Source organism: Streptomyces sp. NPDC001406, assembly GCF_042895285.1.
In the GTDB taxonomy this organism is placed as follows: Bacteria; Actinomycetota; Actinomycetes; order Streptomycetales; family Streptomycetaceae; genus Streptomyces.
The window spans coordinates 573,994-589,089 of the sequence record NZ_JBIAWG010000002.1 but is presented as its reverse complement, the minus strand read 5'-3'; the positions used below and the strand labels follow the sequence as shown (position 1 = coordinate 589,089).

At 72.8% G+C, this 15,096-nt stretch carries 13 protein-coding genes; 3 read left to right on the top strand and 10 right to left on the bottom strand.

The window, feature by feature from the left end; translation table 11 throughout:
• Nucleotides 1-75: 75 nt before the first annotated feature.
• Nucleotides 76-1,230, top strand: coding sequence for a magnesium and cobalt transport protein CorA (locus tag ACFY1J_RS06735; RefSeq protein ID WP_390730796.1), 1,155 nt, complete (start codon nucleotides 76-78; stop codon nucleotides 1,228-1,230).
• Between the two features lie 18 nt (nucleotides 1,231-1,248).
• On the opposite strand, the gene ACFY1J_RS06730 is transcribed toward ACFY1J_RS06735, so the two are convergent.
• The 8 genes from ACFY1J_RS06730 to ACFY1J_RS06695 all read right to left on the bottom strand — a co-directional run bounded on the left by ACFY1J_RS06730 (nucleotide 1,249) and on the right by ACFY1J_RS06695 (nucleotide 10,695).
• Complete coding sequence (locus ACFY1J_RS06730; RefSeq protein ID WP_390730795.1) at nucleotides 1,249-2,529, bottom strand: ABC transporter substrate-binding protein; 1,281 nt, start codon at nucleotides 2,527-2,529, stop codon at nucleotides 1,249-1,251.
• Nucleotides 2,526-3,542, bottom strand: a complete 1,017-nt coding sequence (locus ACFY1J_RS06725; RefSeq protein WP_390707250.1) for a hypothetical protein — start codon at nucleotides 3,540-3,542, stop codon at nucleotides 2,526-2,528. Before ACFY1J_RS06725 ends, ACFY1J_RS06730 begins: the two co-directional genes overlap by 4 nt.
• Complete coding sequence (locus ACFY1J_RS06720; protein ID WP_390730794.1) at nucleotides 3,539-5,095, bottom strand: VWA domain-containing protein; 1,557 nt, start codon at nucleotides 5,093-5,095, stop codon at nucleotides 3,539-3,541. Before ACFY1J_RS06720 ends, ACFY1J_RS06725 begins: the two co-directional genes overlap by 4 nt.
• Before the next feature lie 37 nt (nucleotides 5,096-5,132).
• On the bottom strand, nucleotides 5,133-7,436 hold the full coding sequence (locus ACFY1J_RS06715; protein ID WP_390730793.1) for a tetratricopeptide repeat protein: 2,304 nt from the start codon (nucleotides 7,434-7,436) through the stop codon (nucleotides 5,133-5,135).
• A complete protein-coding gene (locus tag ACFY1J_RS06710) occupies nucleotides 7,433-7,702 on the bottom strand; it encodes a hypothetical protein (RefSeq protein WP_390707253.1) in 270 nt (89 codons plus the stop codon). The genes ACFY1J_RS06715 and ACFY1J_RS06710 overlap by 4 nt, the downstream gene beginning before the upstream one ends.
• The gene (locus ACFY1J_RS06705; protein WP_390730792.1) at nucleotides 7,699-9,405 is read right to left on the bottom strand and encodes a serine protease; all 1,707 of its coding nucleotides are present in this window, start codon (nucleotides 9,403-9,405) and stop codon (nucleotides 7,699-7,701) included. The genes ACFY1J_RS06710 and ACFY1J_RS06705 overlap by 4 nt, the downstream gene beginning before the upstream one ends.
• A gap of 122 nt (nucleotides 9,406-9,527) precedes the next feature.
• Nucleotides 9,528-10,028 carry a TIGR03668 family PPOX class F420-dependent oxidoreductase gene (locus tag ACFY1J_RS06700; protein WP_390707255.1) on the bottom strand — a complete coding sequence of 167 codons (501 nt, stop codon included), beginning with the start codon at nucleotides 10,026-10,028 and terminating at the stop codon, nucleotides 9,528-9,530.
• A 28-nt stretch (nucleotides 10,029-10,056) separates the two neighbouring features.
• The gene (locus tag ACFY1J_RS06695) at nucleotides 10,057-10,695 is read right to left on the bottom strand and encodes a phosphoribosyltransferase (protein ID WP_390707256.1); all 639 of its coding nucleotides are present in this window, start codon (nucleotides 10,693-10,695) and stop codon (nucleotides 10,057-10,059) included.
• A 102-nt stretch (nucleotides 10,696-10,797) separates the two neighbouring features.
• Here ACFY1J_RS06695 and ACFY1J_RS06690 point away from each other — a divergent pair, with 102 nt between their 5' ends.
• Nucleotides 10,798-11,604 carry a polysaccharide deacetylase family protein gene (locus ACFY1J_RS06690; RefSeq protein ID WP_390707257.1) on the top strand — a complete coding sequence of 269 codons (807 nt, stop codon included), beginning with the start codon at nucleotides 10,798-10,800 and terminating at the stop codon, nucleotides 11,602-11,604.
• A gap of 39 nt (nucleotides 11,605-11,643) precedes the next feature.
• On the opposite strand, the gene ACFY1J_RS06685 is transcribed toward ACFY1J_RS06690, so the two are convergent.
• On the bottom strand, nucleotides 11,644-12,864 hold the full coding sequence (locus ACFY1J_RS06685) for a cytochrome P450 (protein WP_390730791.1): 1,221 nt from the start codon (nucleotides 12,862-12,864) through the stop codon (nucleotides 11,644-11,646).
• Between the two features lie 220 nt (nucleotides 12,865-13,084).
• On the opposite strand from ACFY1J_RS06685, the gene ACFY1J_RS06680 reads away from it, so the two are divergent.
• Nucleotides 13,085-13,525, top strand: coding sequence for an SRPBCC family protein (locus tag ACFY1J_RS06680; RefSeq protein ID WP_390730790.1), 441 nt, complete (start codon nucleotides 13,085-13,087; stop codon nucleotides 13,523-13,525).
• 417 nt (nucleotides 13,526-13,942) lie between these two features.
• Here ACFY1J_RS06680 and ACFY1J_RS06675 read toward each other — a convergent pair whose 3' ends face one another.
• Nucleotides 13,943-15,094, bottom strand: a complete 1,152-nt coding sequence (locus ACFY1J_RS06675; protein ID WP_390730789.1) for an XdhC family protein — start codon at nucleotides 15,092-15,094, stop codon at nucleotides 13,943-13,945.
• Between the last annotated feature and the right edge of the window lie 2 nt (nucleotides 15,095-15,096).

Here is a 15,096-nt window from a genome sequence, read left to right as displayed (position 1 = left end):
ACCCACCCGAAGGATCCCCCCGTATATCCTGCTGCGTGATCACCCCGACACACGCTCGACCGGGAGGCAGCCGCGATGCATGAGCGACGCGCCGGCTCCGGCGAGAAGAATCACCGCAAGTCCGTCTGGCGTCGCGCGCTGAACCAGCCGCCGGCCGCCGTGCCCCCCGCTCCCCCGGCGCGGACCCCGGGCGGGGATGCGGTCGAGCCCGTCAGCATCGTCCAGGCGGCCCTGTACCGCGACGGGGTGCGCGTCGCCTCCCCGGCCACGCTCACCGACACCTACCGCGAACTGCGCAAGCAGCCCTCCAGCATGGCGTGGATCGGGCTCGCCCGCCCCACCGAGGGTGAACTCCTTTCCCTGGCCGCCGAGTTCGATCTCCACCCGCTCGCGGTCGAGGACGCGATGGAGGCGCACCAGCGCCCCAAGCTGGAACGGTACGGCGACACGCTGTTCGTCGTCCTGCGTGCCGCCCGCTATCTCGACGCGCCGGAGGAGGTCGACTTCGGCGAGCTGCACGTCTTCGTGGGCCCGGACTTCGTGATCACGGTCCGGCACGGGGCCGCTCCCGACCTCTCGGCGGTCCGCGGCCGTATGGAGGACTCCCCCGACCTGCTCAAACTCGGCCCGGAGGCGGTGCTGTACGCGATCCTCGACGCGGTCGTCGACGGCTACGCGCCCGTCGTCTCGGGGGTCCAGAACGACATCGACGAGATCGAGACCGAGGTGTTCCGCGGCGACCCCGAGGTCTCCCGCCGTATCTACGAACTCTCCCGCGAGATGGTCGAGTTCCAGCGCGCCACCCGCCCGCTGGTCGGCATGCTGCACGGTCTCATGGCCGGTTTCGCCAAGTACGAGACCGACGAGGAGCTCCAGCGCTACCTCCGCGACGTCGCCGACCACGTCACCCACATCAGCGAGCGCGTGGACGGCTTCCGCCAGGCCCTCACGGAGATCCTCACCGTGAACGCGACCCTGGTGAGCCAGCAGCAGAACGCGGAGATGCGGGCGCTGGCGGAGGCCGGATTCGAGCAGAACGAGGAGGTCAAGAAGGTCTCGGCATGGGCCGCGATCCTCTTCGCCCCCACCCTCGTCGGAACGATCTACGGGATGAACTTCCGCGAGATGCCGGAGCTGCACTGGGCCCTCGGATACCCTTTCGCCGTCGGTCTGATGGGGGTCGTCTGCGTCACCTTGTATCTGATCTTCAAGCGCAAGGACTGGCTGTAGCTCCGGCACCCACCGCGCTCAGTCCGCCGGCGGGACCCGGTCGCAGACCGAGGGGAGCCAGGTCAGGCCCGGCTTGCGGCCGAGGGTGTCGAGGGACTTCAGCAGGGACCCGAGGTCGCCGGGGCGGGCCAGGAACTCGATGGTCGCCTGGGCGAAGGCGTCGCGCACCGTGGGCGGCATGGCGTCGGAGGCGTCGAAGCAGTGCACCGCCCGCCGGTCGAGGAGCGTGGTGGCGAGCGAGTGGCGGTACGCGGTCACCGGCCCGTACGTCTCCAGCGGCACCTTGGCGTCCACGGAGAAGCCGGACTCCTTGGCGCTCCAGGCCCGCTGCGCCTCGGCGGAGGCGAGGTAGCCGATCAGCTTCTTCGCCTGCGGGGTCGCGTGCAGGAGGGCGACCAGGTCGCCGGAGACCTCCCAGGCGTCCGAGTCGCCCTTGCCGAGGAGCCGGGAGGAGGTCACGTACTGACCGTTGACCCGCTTCCACGAGTCGGAGGAGTTGCGGATGAACGAGGCCTGGTGCTCCAGGCTGCACTGCCGCGGATCCTTGGTGACGAACGCGGAGGCGTCCTGGTAGTCGGTCAGCAGGGCGCGCCGGACCAGGTCGTCCGGCTTCCTGCCCGCTCCGGCCATGCTCCCCCACTTCTTCCAGGCGTTGCGGACCGCGTCGGAGTCCCAGGGGATCTCGCCCCGCGCCCATTTCTGGTACGTCTGCCAGCCCGACTGCTGAAGGAGGATGTCCTCGATCCAGTCGGTGCCGGGCCAGCCGCTGGTCGCGCCGGAGCCCATCCCCAGGCACCACTGGCCCGGCTGCCGGGCTGCGTCCCGGATCTGCTGCTCGGTCATGCCGCCGGGATGCCAGACGATGCTCTTCAGGTCGGCCTTGAGCGGGAACCAGTACACATGGCCGTCGATCGGGGTGGCCCAGGACTCGCTGAAGTCCCCCTTGGGGATGAGCCCTTCGAGGGCCTTCAGCTGGTTCTGCCGGACGTACGCGGCGAGTTCACCGGGCCCGGTGAGCACCACCACGTCGGGCGGGGTGCCCGCCTCCACGTCGGAGCTGAGCACCTGGCTCTCGGCGGAGCTGCCCTGGTAGTCGACGCGGATGTGGTACTTGCTCTCGAAGGGGGCGATCACCGCCTCCTCGAAGTTCTTCTGGTCCTCGCCCGTCCAGTTGGCCAGCAGGGTGACGGTCGGCTCCCGGCCGTAGACGCGGACGCCCACGACGACGAGGGCCGCCAGCAGGGCCAGACAGCTCGCCACGACCGTGACCGTGCGGACGGTCGACCGGGGCGCGCTCACCGCGGCCTGAACCGGTAGTCGTTGATGTGCTGCCGCAGGCCGGTCTCGGCCAGCATCATGAGCAGGCCCCCTCCGATCACGATCCATACGGCCGCCGCCGCGCGGAAGCCGGTGTGTGCCAGGTTCGCGGCGGTCTGCCGCCCCGCTTCGGTGATGGCGGACGGCTCGGACAGCTGCCCGTGGAGCAGCCCGCGGGTGTCCGACATGCCGTCGTGCGTCCACAGGGTGAACAGCGTCAGGGTCACGACCCCGACGACCAGCAGGGCGCCTGCCGCCAGCAGTTCGCGGTTGTACCTGCGCCGGAACCGGCGGCGCAGATAGACCTGCGTCTCCAGCAGGGCCGCCGCCAGGGCGAGGACCAGGAGCACGACGACGCTCCAGCCGAGCCACAGCGTCCAGCCGAAGCTCGTCTGCCGTTTCATCACGCCCTGCTGGTCCTTCTGCAGCTGATCCAGCCGGGTCCTTATGCCCGAGTGCCTGTCCTCCAGGACACTGCTGGCATACCTGAGGTATGCGTCGCGCAGCACGCCCGCGGGTTCGAGCTGCGCCTTCTGGACCATGCCGTGGTACACGGTGATCAGGTCGGCGACGGTCTGCAGGGCCTGCCGGCCCGCCGGCCCGCCCACGTCGTCGGCGGCCGCGACGGCCAGACTGCGGGCGGCGACGGAGATCTGCTTCTGGAACTCGCTGGTGGACGGTGTGGCGGCCGTGGCCTCCTGCTGGGCCTGGGCGAGCGCGTACCGCGCGGTGTCGACGGCGAGGACGCCCGGCACGCTGGAGGTGCGCAGCGGGTCCGCGTCGCCGTGCACCCCCTCGTAGGAGAGGAAGAGGCAGACGGTCAGCACGGCGGTGAGCCCCAGCAGCAGCCGACGGCGCAGGGACAGGTCGTGGGCGGTCGTGCTGGCGCCGTGCGGCGGGCGGTGCCGGCCGCCGAGGACCCGCTCCAGGAAGCGGGGCAGGGGGCCGGGCGCGGCGGACGCTCTCGTGTCCCGGGGCGGGGTGCCGGTGCTCATGCTGACTCCCCGAGCCGTCTGCCGCAGTCGCCGCCGCAGTACAGGGAGCCCGCCGGGCCGAGCCACTTGCAGTCCGGGCACTCCACGAGCTGCTCGCCGCCCTCACCGGCCTCGCCGGGGGCGTCGGGGCCGGCCGGGGGCTGCTCCGCGGCGGCCGCCGGGTCCGGTGGGGTGGTCATGGCGCTGGAGAGGATCAGATGCTGCCAGTCGACGTCCTTGAGTCCGTCGCGCACGGTGACCCGGCCCCCGGGCTCCCGTCCCTCGTCCGTGATCTGCCGCAGGGCGCGCAGCAGTTGGGGATCGTCGAGCTCCCGCGCCAGGGCCAGGGCCCGGCCGAGTTCGGCGTCGGCCTCCGTCCGGCCGTCCGCGCCGCGCAGCCACGCTCGGTACGCCCGGGCCACCGCCGCGCCGGACTGCTCGTACAGCTGGTGGCGCCGGACTCCCGGGTGCTGCCGGGAGGCGTCGGCGGGGTTGTCGGTCCAGTGCACCAGGACCGGCTGCGGCGCGGGCAGCCCTACGGTGCGGCCGAAGTCGGGGACGAGCAGCTCCACGGCGGCGAGCTGGAGGTCCTCGCCGAGGTCCCGGCCGGACGGGTCGGCGGTGAGGACGACCTGGTAGTGCCGGACCTCGTCGCCCCAGCCCCGGGTGACGTACTCGGCTCCGCGCTCGCCCGATCCGGTGCTGACGGTGAGGAGTTCCTGTTCGGCCGGCACGACCTGCTTGACCTGCCGGATCACCGTGCCCGGGGTGGGGACGAGCCGGATGCGCAGCTCGGGGACGGCCGTGCCGAGCAGACCGTTGACCAACTCCTCGTAGGCGGCGGGCAGTTCCGATTCATGGCGGACCGCGGCCGCGCGTCCGTGCAGTCGCCGGGCGATGCGCAGCAGTACGTCGGCGTCCCAGCCGTCGCCGATGCCCCAGGCGTCGCAGATGAACCGGCCGTCGCAGGCGTCGAGTGCGGTGTCCAGCCGCATGGCGGCGCGGTCGTCGTGTTCGTTGCGGCCGTCGGTGAGCAGCAGGACGTGCTTGATGGGGGCGTCCTGTCCGTTGAGCAGCCGACGGGCGAGGTCGAGCCAGGTGCCGATGGCGGTGCCGCCGTCGGCGTCCAGGACGCGTACGGCGTACTCGGCGGCCTCGCGCTGCCGCGGGTCGGCGACAGCCATCGCCTCGGCGCCGGGGGCGGGGTGGACCACGGTCGCGTCGAAGCGGCCGGACAGCACGGCGAAGGCGGTGCGGTCGGGCAGCAGTCGTACGGCCGCCACCGTGGCGTCCTTCGCGGCGCGCAGTTTCGTGTCGGGGTGGAGCATCGACCTGGAGGTGTCGATGATCAGCACCTCGGCGAGTGCGGCCCCCGAGCCGCCGGGCCGTCCGGGCAGCGGTCCGGCCCCGGTGTGGGTGACCCCGCTGTGGGTGACCCCGCTGTGGGTGACCCCGATCTCCAGGATGGCGTGCATCTCCTGGTCCCCCGGCGGTCCGGCGGCCGTCGGTACGGCGGACAGGTACTTGTTCTGGCCGACCGCCAGTGTCACCTCGATGCCACCGGCCTCGCTCATCGCTGTGTTCCCTTTCGACGGCTGTCATTACGTCTGTTCAGAAGGTCGTCATGGGCCGGACGGCGTTGGCCAGGTCGAGCAGGCGGCCGTGTTCGTCGGCGGTGCGGGCCTGGCCGGCCAGGTGCCGGAAGGACTGTTCGAGGAGCGCGCGCAGCGTGTCCTCGTCACCGGACCCGAGCACGGTCCCGGTGGGGAAGTCCGGCCCCCACCCTTGCGGCGGCCGGCGGCCGAGGGCGTTGTCCCGCACCTCGGCGACCAGCCGGGCCCGGGACTCGCCGTCGGTCGCTCCGCCGTCCAGGCGCAGCTCGGGCAGTCGCCGGACCGCGTCCCGCAGGTCGGCCACGGACGGCGCCCTGCCGTCCAGGGTGCCGGTGCGGATGCGCACCGCGGCGATACGGGCCGCGTCGTGGTGGCGGGAGGTCGAGGGGACGTGGTCGAGGACCCGTACCGCCTCGTCCCGCCGGCCGGAGGCCAGATGGCCGCGGGCCAGCCCGAAGGCGGCCGCGGCGTGGGCGGAGTCCCGCTGCCAGACGGCCTCGTGGAACTTCATGGCCCTGGCGGTCCGGGGATCGCGCTGCCCCTGAGCGCCCCGCTGCGCCTGGGCCTCGCGCAGCCGCTCCGCGCAGTAGCCGAGGGCGAGCTTGGGGACGTATTCGCCGGGCAGGGCCCGGTACACCGCCTCGAAGCAGCTGCCGGCGTGGCTCACCTCGTCCTTGCTCAGGTGCAGGACGCCGCGGTGCCAGGCGATCCGCCAGTCGTACTTGGCGTCCTGCGCGCCGAGTTGGGCCTCGGCCTCGTGCAGCCAGCTCTCGGCGTCGCTCTGTCTGCCGCTCCTCAGATAGGCGCGGCACAGCCACAGCGCGGTCTCGGGGGTGCCCAGCCGTGACTCGCGGCGCCACTGTTCGGCGACGCGGTCCGGGGCGTCCGGCGGGAAGGTGTCGAGCAGGAGGGCGGCACCGTCGGCGGGGTCCGGGACGGGCTGGGGCAGGGCGGCGGCCACCTCGTGGGCGGGCGGCGGGCTGATGTCCAGTTCGCCGGGGCAGGTGTCGGGGCGGGCCGTCCAGTGGGCCAGGGAGGGGATCGCGCCGAGCCCGGCGTCGAGCGAGGCGTCGGTGGGGCGGAACCGGGTGGAGCTCTCGGGGAGCTGTTCACCGAACCGCAGCGAGCGGAACTCGCGCAGCACTTCCCACAGTTGGCGGGACATCTCGGCCGCCGAGCGGAACCGGGCACGGGGTTCGGCGTGCGTCGCCCGGTCGATCAGGCGCCGGAAGGAGTCGGGGGCGAGGCCGCGGGCCGGTTCCGCGCTGCGGGCCAGGGCCTGCAGTGTCATACCGACGGTGTAGAGGTCGCTGTCGACGTGCCAGCCGCGCTTCTCGATCTCCTGCTGCGGCGGGGCGAAGGTGCTCGTGTACACATAGGCGGAGGTGCGGTCGCCGATCGCGCGCACCGCGCCGAGGTCGATGACCTTGATGCCGCGCCCGAAGTGGATGACGTTGGCGGGCTTCATGTCGCAGTAGAGCAGGCCTCGTTCGTGCATGTACTGGAGCGCGCCGAGGATCTTGCAGCCGTAGGTCAGCACATGGTCGAGGCGGGGGCGGCCCTTGAAGAGCCGTTCCGCGTCCTCGTCGTCGAAGAGGTGCTGCAGGGAGCGGCCGCCGATGTAGTCCATGACCAGATAGCCGGTGGGCGACTGGCCGGGCACCTCGTGTTCGGCGTAGGTGATGATGCGGACGATGTCGGGGTGGTGCAGAGCGGTGAGCGAGCGGCGTTCCTCGACGGCGTTGCGGCGGGCGAGCGCGTCATGGACGTTGATCAGTCCCTTGAGCACCACGCGGTGCCCCTCGGCGCGGGTGTCCTCGGCGAGGTGGATCCAGCCGAGGCCGCCGCGGGCGAGGCAGCCGAGGATCCGGTAGTGGCCGGCGACGATCTGGCCGGGGTGGAGCTGGGGCAGGAAGGAGTAGGGCGTGCCGCAGCGCGGGCACCGGCCGGAGGACCTGGCGGGCTGTCCGCCGTAGCCGACGCCGATCATCATCGTGCACCCGTCGGCGCCGCAGCGGCGTCCGCCGGTGGGGGGTCTGGGCTCCTCGACGACCGGGTGCGCGGGGACGGGTACGTCGGGCAGGACGACCAGTCCGTGCTGATCGAGGTCGCCGACCCCGGCAACGGCATGCACCGGGGCCTGGCCGGGCGGCTCGGGGCCCGACTGCCCCGGCTCACCGGCGTCGCTCGGCACCGGCTGCGGCGGCAACTCGCCGATGAGCCCAGGCTTGCGCCCGCACGTGTCGCAGAAACCGGTGACCATGAGACGGCCCGCGCAACCGGCATGGGTACATGACGTCACGCTGTGCCCTCCTCGTACGCCTGCGGATGCCCGGAGCAGTACGGCGCGCGGACGAGTCCGCGCCGGTCGAGATCGCCGACCCCGGCGACGGCATGCACCGGGGCCTGGCCGGGCGGCTCGGGGCCCGACTGCCCCGGCTCACCGGCGTCGCTCGGCACCGGCTGCGGCGGCAACTCGCCGATGAGCCCAGGCTTGCGCCCGCACGTGTCGCAGAAACCGGTGACCATGAGACGGCCCGCGCAACCGGCATGGGTACATGACGTCACGCTGTGCCCTCCTCGTACGCCTGCGGATGCCCGGAGCAGTACGCGACGAATCGCCCGGCCGCGTGTTCCGCCGCGTTGACGTCGCACGGGGCCTCGCGCAGCAGTGCCGAGGCGGTGTCATACAGCTCGTACGCCATGAGGTTGCGCTCGGCCTGCGCCGGGCCGGCCTTGCCCTTGGACAGCTCCCACACCGAGGCGACCCGGCCGCGCAGTTCGTCACGGCGCGCGATGCGGGCGTCGAGCAGTGCGGCCGCCCGCTCCAGCCGCCGGATCCGGCGCGCGGCCGCGGCCTCGTAGACGAACAGGTCGTCGGCCCGCGACGGTTCCGTCTCCCGGTCGGCGGCCTCGGCCAGTTGGCCGCGCAGCAGGCGGGTGAGCGGGATGCCGCGCCGGGCCCGGTCGATCAGGTGCGCGGTGTCGGGATCCCCACCGGGCAGTACCCGGCCGAGGCGCTCGTCGAGGGCGGGTCCGAGCCGGTCCACGATCCGGTCGAGGTCCGCGCGCAGCCGGGCCCAGCGGCCGGCCAGCGGCCGGTGTACGAGCGTGTCCGCGGCCTGCGTGGCGCGGTCGTTCGGGGCGCGGAACACCAGGAGCAGTCTCGCTCCCTGTTCGGCGAGCCGCTCCAGCATCCCGAGCAGCGGGTCGGGTTCGGCCGCCTCGTCGACGCCGACGAGGACGGCGGCGAGCGTGATGCCCATCGCCACGATCTGCTCGGGCAGCGGGACGGCGGTGTCCCTGGGGGTGCCGAGCCGCTCCGCGATCCGGTCCATGACCTGGGCGACCGTCAATCCCTTGACCACAAGGGCGAGATCGTGGCCGCCGGGCGGCGGGACGGTCTCGCGCGGATCGTCGGCGAAGCGGCTGGTGTTGTCACGGGTGCGCAGTTCGCGGTCGGCCAGGGTGACCGCGCGTCTCAGGGTCCAGGCGCGGCGGCCACGCACCGGGACGACGGTGACGAGCACCGGCCAGCCCTCGCCGCGGAACCAGGAGGCCAGTTCGGTGGCGAACGGCACGTCGAGTTCGCCGGTGCTCTCCTTGGGGTGCAGCCTCGGGTCGACGGCGGACGGGCCGACCGTCCAGGCGGCGACCTGCGGAAGATGGCGCAGGATGGTCTCGGTGGGGCTCATGTAGGTGAACGCGGATCCGTGTCCCGCGTCGACGCTGAGCACGATGCCGATGAGCTCGCCGGTCGCGTAGTCGACCACTCCCCCGCCGCTGAACCCGGGTCCCGCCAGTTCGCCCGGGGTCTCGGGGCGAAGCTGCACCTGGCTGTCCCGGCCGCGCCCGCCGACCAGGGTGGCGCTGTGCCAGCGGCCCCCGTCGTCGCCCTCCGGGAAGCCGTACATGCCCACGCCCTCGCGCGAGGCCGCGAGCCGGCACAGCCGGGTGGTCTGCCGGGCGGGGCGTGGTTCGGCCAGCCGCAGCAGGGCCAGGTCTCCGGTGCGGTCGCCGAAGGAGTCCTCCTGCTGCGGCACGTACTCGTCAGGGCTGACGGTGGCGGCGACCGCCGGTACGCCCGGCACGCCGACGAAGTGGACGACGTACCGCTCGCCCGGGCTGACCACATGGGCTCCGGTGAGCACCCGGTCGGGCCCGAGCAGCACACCGGCGCCGACGACCGGCCCTCCGGCCTGCTGAATGCGTGCAACCCAACGCGGCGTCTCCATCCGCGACTTGACGGCTCGTTCCCCCGTGCGCGTCATGTCTTCCGAGGTTACTCCCCGTACCCGTCCGGTACCACTGGGATGCGCTGGGACTTGACAGACGGGGGTTGTCCGGGGCGACGGGCGGTGCCGGGCGCGGTGACGTCGTCCTCGGGGCGCGGCTACGCAGGGGCCGTGGTCGCGCGCCAGCCGGTCCAGTGCAGGACGATGACGGCGATCACCGGGCCGGTAGGCGGGTGGTCGCGGTACTGGGGGTACTTGTCGCGGAGCAGCGCGAGAGCGGCGGTGTACGCGGCCCGGTCGGGTGCGTCGGGTGCGTCGGGTACGTCAGGTACGTCCGGCGCGTCGGATACATCGGGTGCGTCGGGCGCAATGACGCGGGCCTCGCCGTCGGCGCGGACCCACCACAGGCGGTCCCAGTTCTCGTCGTACACGTCCGCCAGCAGACACACGGACGGCCGGCCGGTGATGTTGCGCAGCCGCTTCAGCCGGGTCGTGGTCTTCGGCTTGTGGTCGACGGCGGTCACGATCCCGTCGGTGCCGTGCGCGGCGAACACGACCGGCACCAGATGGGGGCGCCCGTCCGTGTCCACGGTCGCCAGCCGCGCCACCCGGGCCGCGGTGAACCGCCGCCGCGCCTCGTCCGCCGTCATGTCCGGCACCGTCTCACCTCCGCCGCCGACGCGGCCGTCACCCGTCCAGCGCGTCGAGCACGTCGTCGTCCGTCAGTTGTCCGAAGTCGTCGTACCACTGGCCGACGGCCGAGAAGCCGTACGGCTGGTGCAGACAGACCACGTCGTCGGCCTCTTCGCCCAGCAGGGCGAGCGAGTCCGGCGCGCCGACGGGGACGGCCAGGACGACCCGTGCGGGGCCCCTGCGCCGTACGTGGCGCAGCGCCGCGCGCGCGGTCGAGCCGGTGGCCAGGCCGTCGTCGACGACGATCACCGTGTGTCCCCGCAGGTCCGGCGGCGGGCGGCCCTTGCGGTAGCGCCGCTCACGGCGGTGGAGTTCCTGCCGCTCCCGCTCGACCGTCGGGGCGAGGGACTCCTCGGTCAGGCCCAGGCCGTCCAGGGTGTCCGCGTCGTAGAGCGGCGGGTCGTCGCCGGCGATCGCGCCGACGCCGAACTCCGCGTGGTGCGGGGCGCCGATCTTGCGTACGAGGAGCACGTCGAGCGGTGCTTCGAGCACCCGGGCTACCTCCGCGGCGACCGCGACGCCGCCTCTGGGGAGGGCCAGCACGACGGGTTCTGGCAGGGCGCCCTTGTCCCGCAGGTCTCGGAGCCGTTCGGCGAGTTCGCGTCCGGCCTGCTTTCGGTCCTGGAAGCGCATGGGTCGTCCTCTCGCTGGAGGTCGGTCCTCGTCTTCCATGGTGATACGGGCAACCGCAGACATCTATACACACCGTCTATACCCGCTATGTATAGTCCCGGCATGCCTCTGTGGACCAAGAAGCTTCCAACCGAGAAGACGCCGAGACGGGGATCGGGGTTGCGTCTCACCGCACTGACCGCCGCGGCCCTCTCGCTGACACTCGCACTCACCGGCTGCGCGGACACCGACACGACCGCCCCCAGCGCCGCCCGCGCCCATGCCGCCTCCGGATCCCAGGCCGCCCGGTTCGGGACCGTGGACTGCCGGGAAGCCAAGTGCATCGCGCTCACCTTCGACGCGGGGCCCAGCGAGAACTCGGCCCGGCTCCTCGACATCCTCAAGGAGAAGCGGGTCCCGGCGACCTTCTTCCTGCTCGGCAAGCGGCACATCGAGAAGTACCCGGAGCTCGTCAAGCGCATGGCGGCCGAGGGCCACGAGGTCGCCAGCCACACCTGGGACCACAAGATCCTGACCCGGATATCGGAGAAGCAGATACGTGAGGAGCTGGAGCGGCCCAACGACGCGATAGAGCGCCTCACCGGGCACCGGCCGACGCTGATGCGCCCGCCCCAGGGCCGTACGAACGGGACCGTGCACCGCATCAGCCGTGAGCTGGGGCTGGCCGAGGTGCTGTGGAGCGTGACCGCCAAGGACTACACGACCACCGACTCCGCACTGATCACCAAGCGCGTCCTCGCGCAGGCGTCCCGTGACGGGATCATCCTGCTGCACGACATCTACCAGGGCACCGTGCCCGCCGTACCCGGCATCATCGACGCCCTGAAGGAGCGCGGGTACGTGTTCGTGACCGTGCCGCAGCTGCTCGCGCCGGGGAAGGCCGAGCCGGGGAAGGTGTACCGCCCCTAGGACAGCACCGGGACGGCACCGGGGCGGCACCGGGCCCCCTCACCAGGTCAGATGAAGCTTGCGCGGAGAACGGTGGATCAGCGTGGGCCGCATGGTGACGGGGTGCCCGGCGGCCGGCCGCAGTCCGGGCAGCCTGCGCGTCAACTCCTCCAGGGTGATGCGCAGTTGCTCGCGGGCCAGCTGTGCGCCGGGGCAGGCGTGCGTGCCGAAGCCGAAGGCGAGATGGCGGCCGGGGGTGCGGGTGATGTCGAAGTCGTCGGGGCGGGAATGGCACGAGCCGTCCCGGTTGGCCGCGCCGAACGCGACGAACACCGCTGCCCCGGACGGGAGTTCGGTGCCCGCGAGGGTGACCGGTCGGGTGGTGATCCGGCGGAAGCCCTGGAGCGGGCCGTCATGGCGCAGCGCCTCCTCGACCGCCGCCGGAATCCTTTCGGGCTCCGCGCACAGCAGCTCCCACTGGGACCGGTGCCGCATCAGGTGCAGGACGGTGGTGCCGATCAGCGCGGTCGTGGTGAGGTGCCCGGCGATCAGCAGGTTCTGCAGATGGGCGACGGTCTCGTGCCGCTGGTCCAACGTGAGTTCGTCCTGACCGGGGCCGGCCACCGAGGCGACGATCTCCGTGCAGAGGTCCTCGCGCGGGCGCGCGTACCGGTCGCGGGCACAGCGGTCGAGGACGTGTTGCATCGCCACCACGTCCTGGGCGGCGGCCAGTTGCTCCGCCTCCGCAAGAGGCCGGAACAGCAGTTCCTCGGCGCGGTGTCCGCCGTGCACGACCACGGGTACGTCGGCCGGGTCGAGGCCGACGATCCGCCCGATGACCTCACCGGGCAGCCGCCTGGCATAGCCGGACATCAGTTCCACGTGCCCGTCCTTGACGAAGCCGTCGACGAGGGCGGCGGCACGCTCGGCGGCGTACGGCACCCGAGCGGCGACCCGGGCCGGTGAGAGCGCGCGGACGAGCGGTGCCCGTAACCGCTGGTGCCGCTCGCCGTCCGAGGTGACCACCACCGGCCGCCCGCCGAACCCGCCGCCGAGGGCGACGAGCGCGGCGGGCGAGGGGAGCACGTCCGGCCTGAGCGCGTTCGCCGACGAGAAGTCCTCGGTACGACGAAGCACTTCGCGTACGTCGGCGTCCCTGGCCACCAGCCACGCGTCGAGCTCGGCGACATGGGTGAGCCCCTCGGCCGTCCTGGCCCTCGCGTAGTACGGATAGGGGTCGCGCATCAACTCGTCGAGCCTGCCGTGCTGTTCGCGGTCCACGACGCCCTCCCGAACGCTGGTACGGGGACGCGCCTCATGGTGCCGTACGGCTGTACGGCACGACAGGGGACGTGCGGGGCGCCGGCCGGTGACCTCGCCCGGGCAATGCGGCATCCCGCCGCGCCGACCAGCGTACGCCCGCTTACGAAGCCCTCGTTGGTGCAACTGCCCGAGGTGACTCGGGTCCCCTTTCGGGCAACCGCTTCCCTAAGATCGTTGCGTGGTCACCTTCCAGCTCGAACGCACGGCACCGCTGCCGATCGACGAGGCGTGGCGCCGGCTCACGGAGTGGCCCCGGCACGCCGACGTGGTCCCGCTGACGCGGATCACCGTGGTCACCGATCCGCCGACCCGGGAAGGCACGCGCTTCGTGGCCCGTACCGGGATCGGTCCGCTCTCCTTGGCCGACCCGATGGAGGTCACCGCCTGGCACCCGCCGCACGACGGCGAGCCCGGCCTGTGCCGCCTGGTCAAGCAGGGACGGGTGGTCCTCGGCTGGGCCGAGTTGGAGGTACACCCGGGACCGGGCGGCCGTACCCGCGTGGTGTGGCGGGAGGAACTACGCCTCCGCGGCCTCCCGAATCTCTTCGACCCCCTCCTGGACCGCACGGCCCGGGCCATGTTCGGCAGGGCACTGAACAGGCTGCTCAGGAGGGCGTGAACGGCGGAGGGCATCAGGACTGCCGAACGGGCGGACCGGGACGGACACGTGACCGCCGGCCACGCGTCGGCGGACAGCCGCGGCGGCCGACGAAGGCCACACCCCCACGCGTCGACGTCCGGGCACTGCCCAAGAGCTCACCGACCGGGTTGCGCAGGTTGCCGTGCGCGCCGGTCTCGGCCACGGCCCGTCGCTCCGCACGACCGGCGACCGGCGACCGGCGACCGGCGACCGGCGACCGGCGACCGCCCCACGGCAACACCCGGACCCTGCCCAAGAACCACGGTCTGGCCATGTGAACGGACTCACACACCGGCCTCGGCCCCGACATTCCGCCGCCGGCCCCGGGCCCCCGGCCGACGATGCGGCAGGTCCCGCCCTCAGCCACGGACAGGGCACCGGTCTCCGTGACGGCCCTCAGGCCACCGAACCGATCCGGCCCGCCGGTGCGGACGTCGTGTCGTGGTGGATCGGAGTGTGTGCGCCCGTGAGGGACGCGCCGGTGCCGCCGCGGCGGGCCGCGACGATTTCCGAGGCGATCGACAGGGCCGTCTCCTCGGGGGTGCGGGCTCCCAGGTCGAGGCCGATGGGGGACCTGAGGCGTGCCAACTCCAGTTCGGTGACGCCGACTTCGCGCAGGCGCTCGTTGCGGTCCAGGTGGGTGCGGCGGGAGCCCATCGCGCCGACGTAGGCCACGGGCAGCCGCAGGGCGAGCCGCAGCAGCGGCACGTCGAACTTGGCGTCGTGGGTGAGCACGCACAGGACGGTACGGCCGTCGACGTCCGTGCGCTCCAGGTACGTGTGCGGCCACTCGACGACGATCTCGTCGGCGTCGGGGAAACGGGTCCGGGTGGCGAACACCGGCCGGGCGTCGCACACCGTCACGTGGTAGCCCAGGAACTTGCCGATGCGGACCAGCGCCGAGGCGAAGTCGATCGCGCCGAAGACGATCACCCGGGGCGGCGGCACCGACGACTCGACCAGCACGGTGAGCGGGGCGCCGCAGCGGGAGCCCTGCTCGCCGATCTCCAGGGTGCCGGTGCGGCCCGCGTCCAGGAAGGCGCCGGCCTCGGCTGCGACGGTGCGGTCCAGTTCGGGATGGGCGCCGAAGCCGCCGTCGTACGAGCCGTCGGGGCGGACGAGCAGGGCCCGGCCCCGCAGCTGTGCCGGGCCCGACACGATCCGCGCGACCGCCGCGGCCTCCCCACGCGCGGCGGCGGCCAGCGCGGCCGCGACCACCGGGCGGGCGGGGTCGGCCTCCCGTACCGGTGTGACGAGGATGTCGATGATGCCGCCGCAGGTGAGGCCGACGGCGAAGGCGTCCTCGTCGCTGTAGCCGAAGCGCTCCAGGACGGTTTCGCCGTCCCGCAGCGCCTGTTGGCACAGGTCGTAGACGGCTCCCTCCACACAGCCGCCGGAGACCGAGCCGATCGCCGTGCCGTCGGTGTCCACCGCGAGAGCGGCACCCGGCTGGCGCGGGGCGCTGCCGCCGACCGCCACCACGGTGGCCACGGCGAAGTCGCGTCCCCGCTCGACCCACCGGTCGAGCTCCTCGGCGATGTCCAGCATCT

Coding starts and splice junctions, on each gene's coding strand:
- ACFY1J_RS06735 (WP_390730796.1), top strand. CDS start 76: ATGCATGAGCGACGCGCCGGCTCCGGCGAGAAGAATCACCGCAAGTCC.
- ACFY1J_RS06725 (WP_390707250.1), bottom strand. CDS start 3,542: ATGAGCACCGGCACCCCGCCCCGGGACACGAGAGCGTCCGCCGCGCCC.
- ACFY1J_RS06720 (WP_390730794.1), bottom strand. CDS start 5,095: ATGAGCGAGGCCGGTGGCATCGAGGTGACACTGGCGGTCGGCCAGAAC.
- ACFY1J_RS06705 (WP_390730792.1), bottom strand. CDS start 9,405: ATGACGCGCACGGGGGAACGAGCCGTCAAGTCGCGGATGGAGACGCCG.
- ACFY1J_RS06695 (WP_390707256.1), bottom strand. CDS start 10,695: ATGCGCTTCCAGGACCGAAAGCAGGCCGGACGCGAACTCGCCGAACGG.
- ACFY1J_RS06690 (WP_390707257.1), top strand. CDS start 10,798: ATGCCTCTGTGGACCAAGAAGCTTCCAACCGAGAAGACGCCGAGACGG.
- ACFY1J_RS06675 (WP_390730789.1), bottom strand. CDS start 15,094: ATGCTGGACATCGCCGAGGAGCTCGACCGGTGGGTCGAGCGGGGACGC.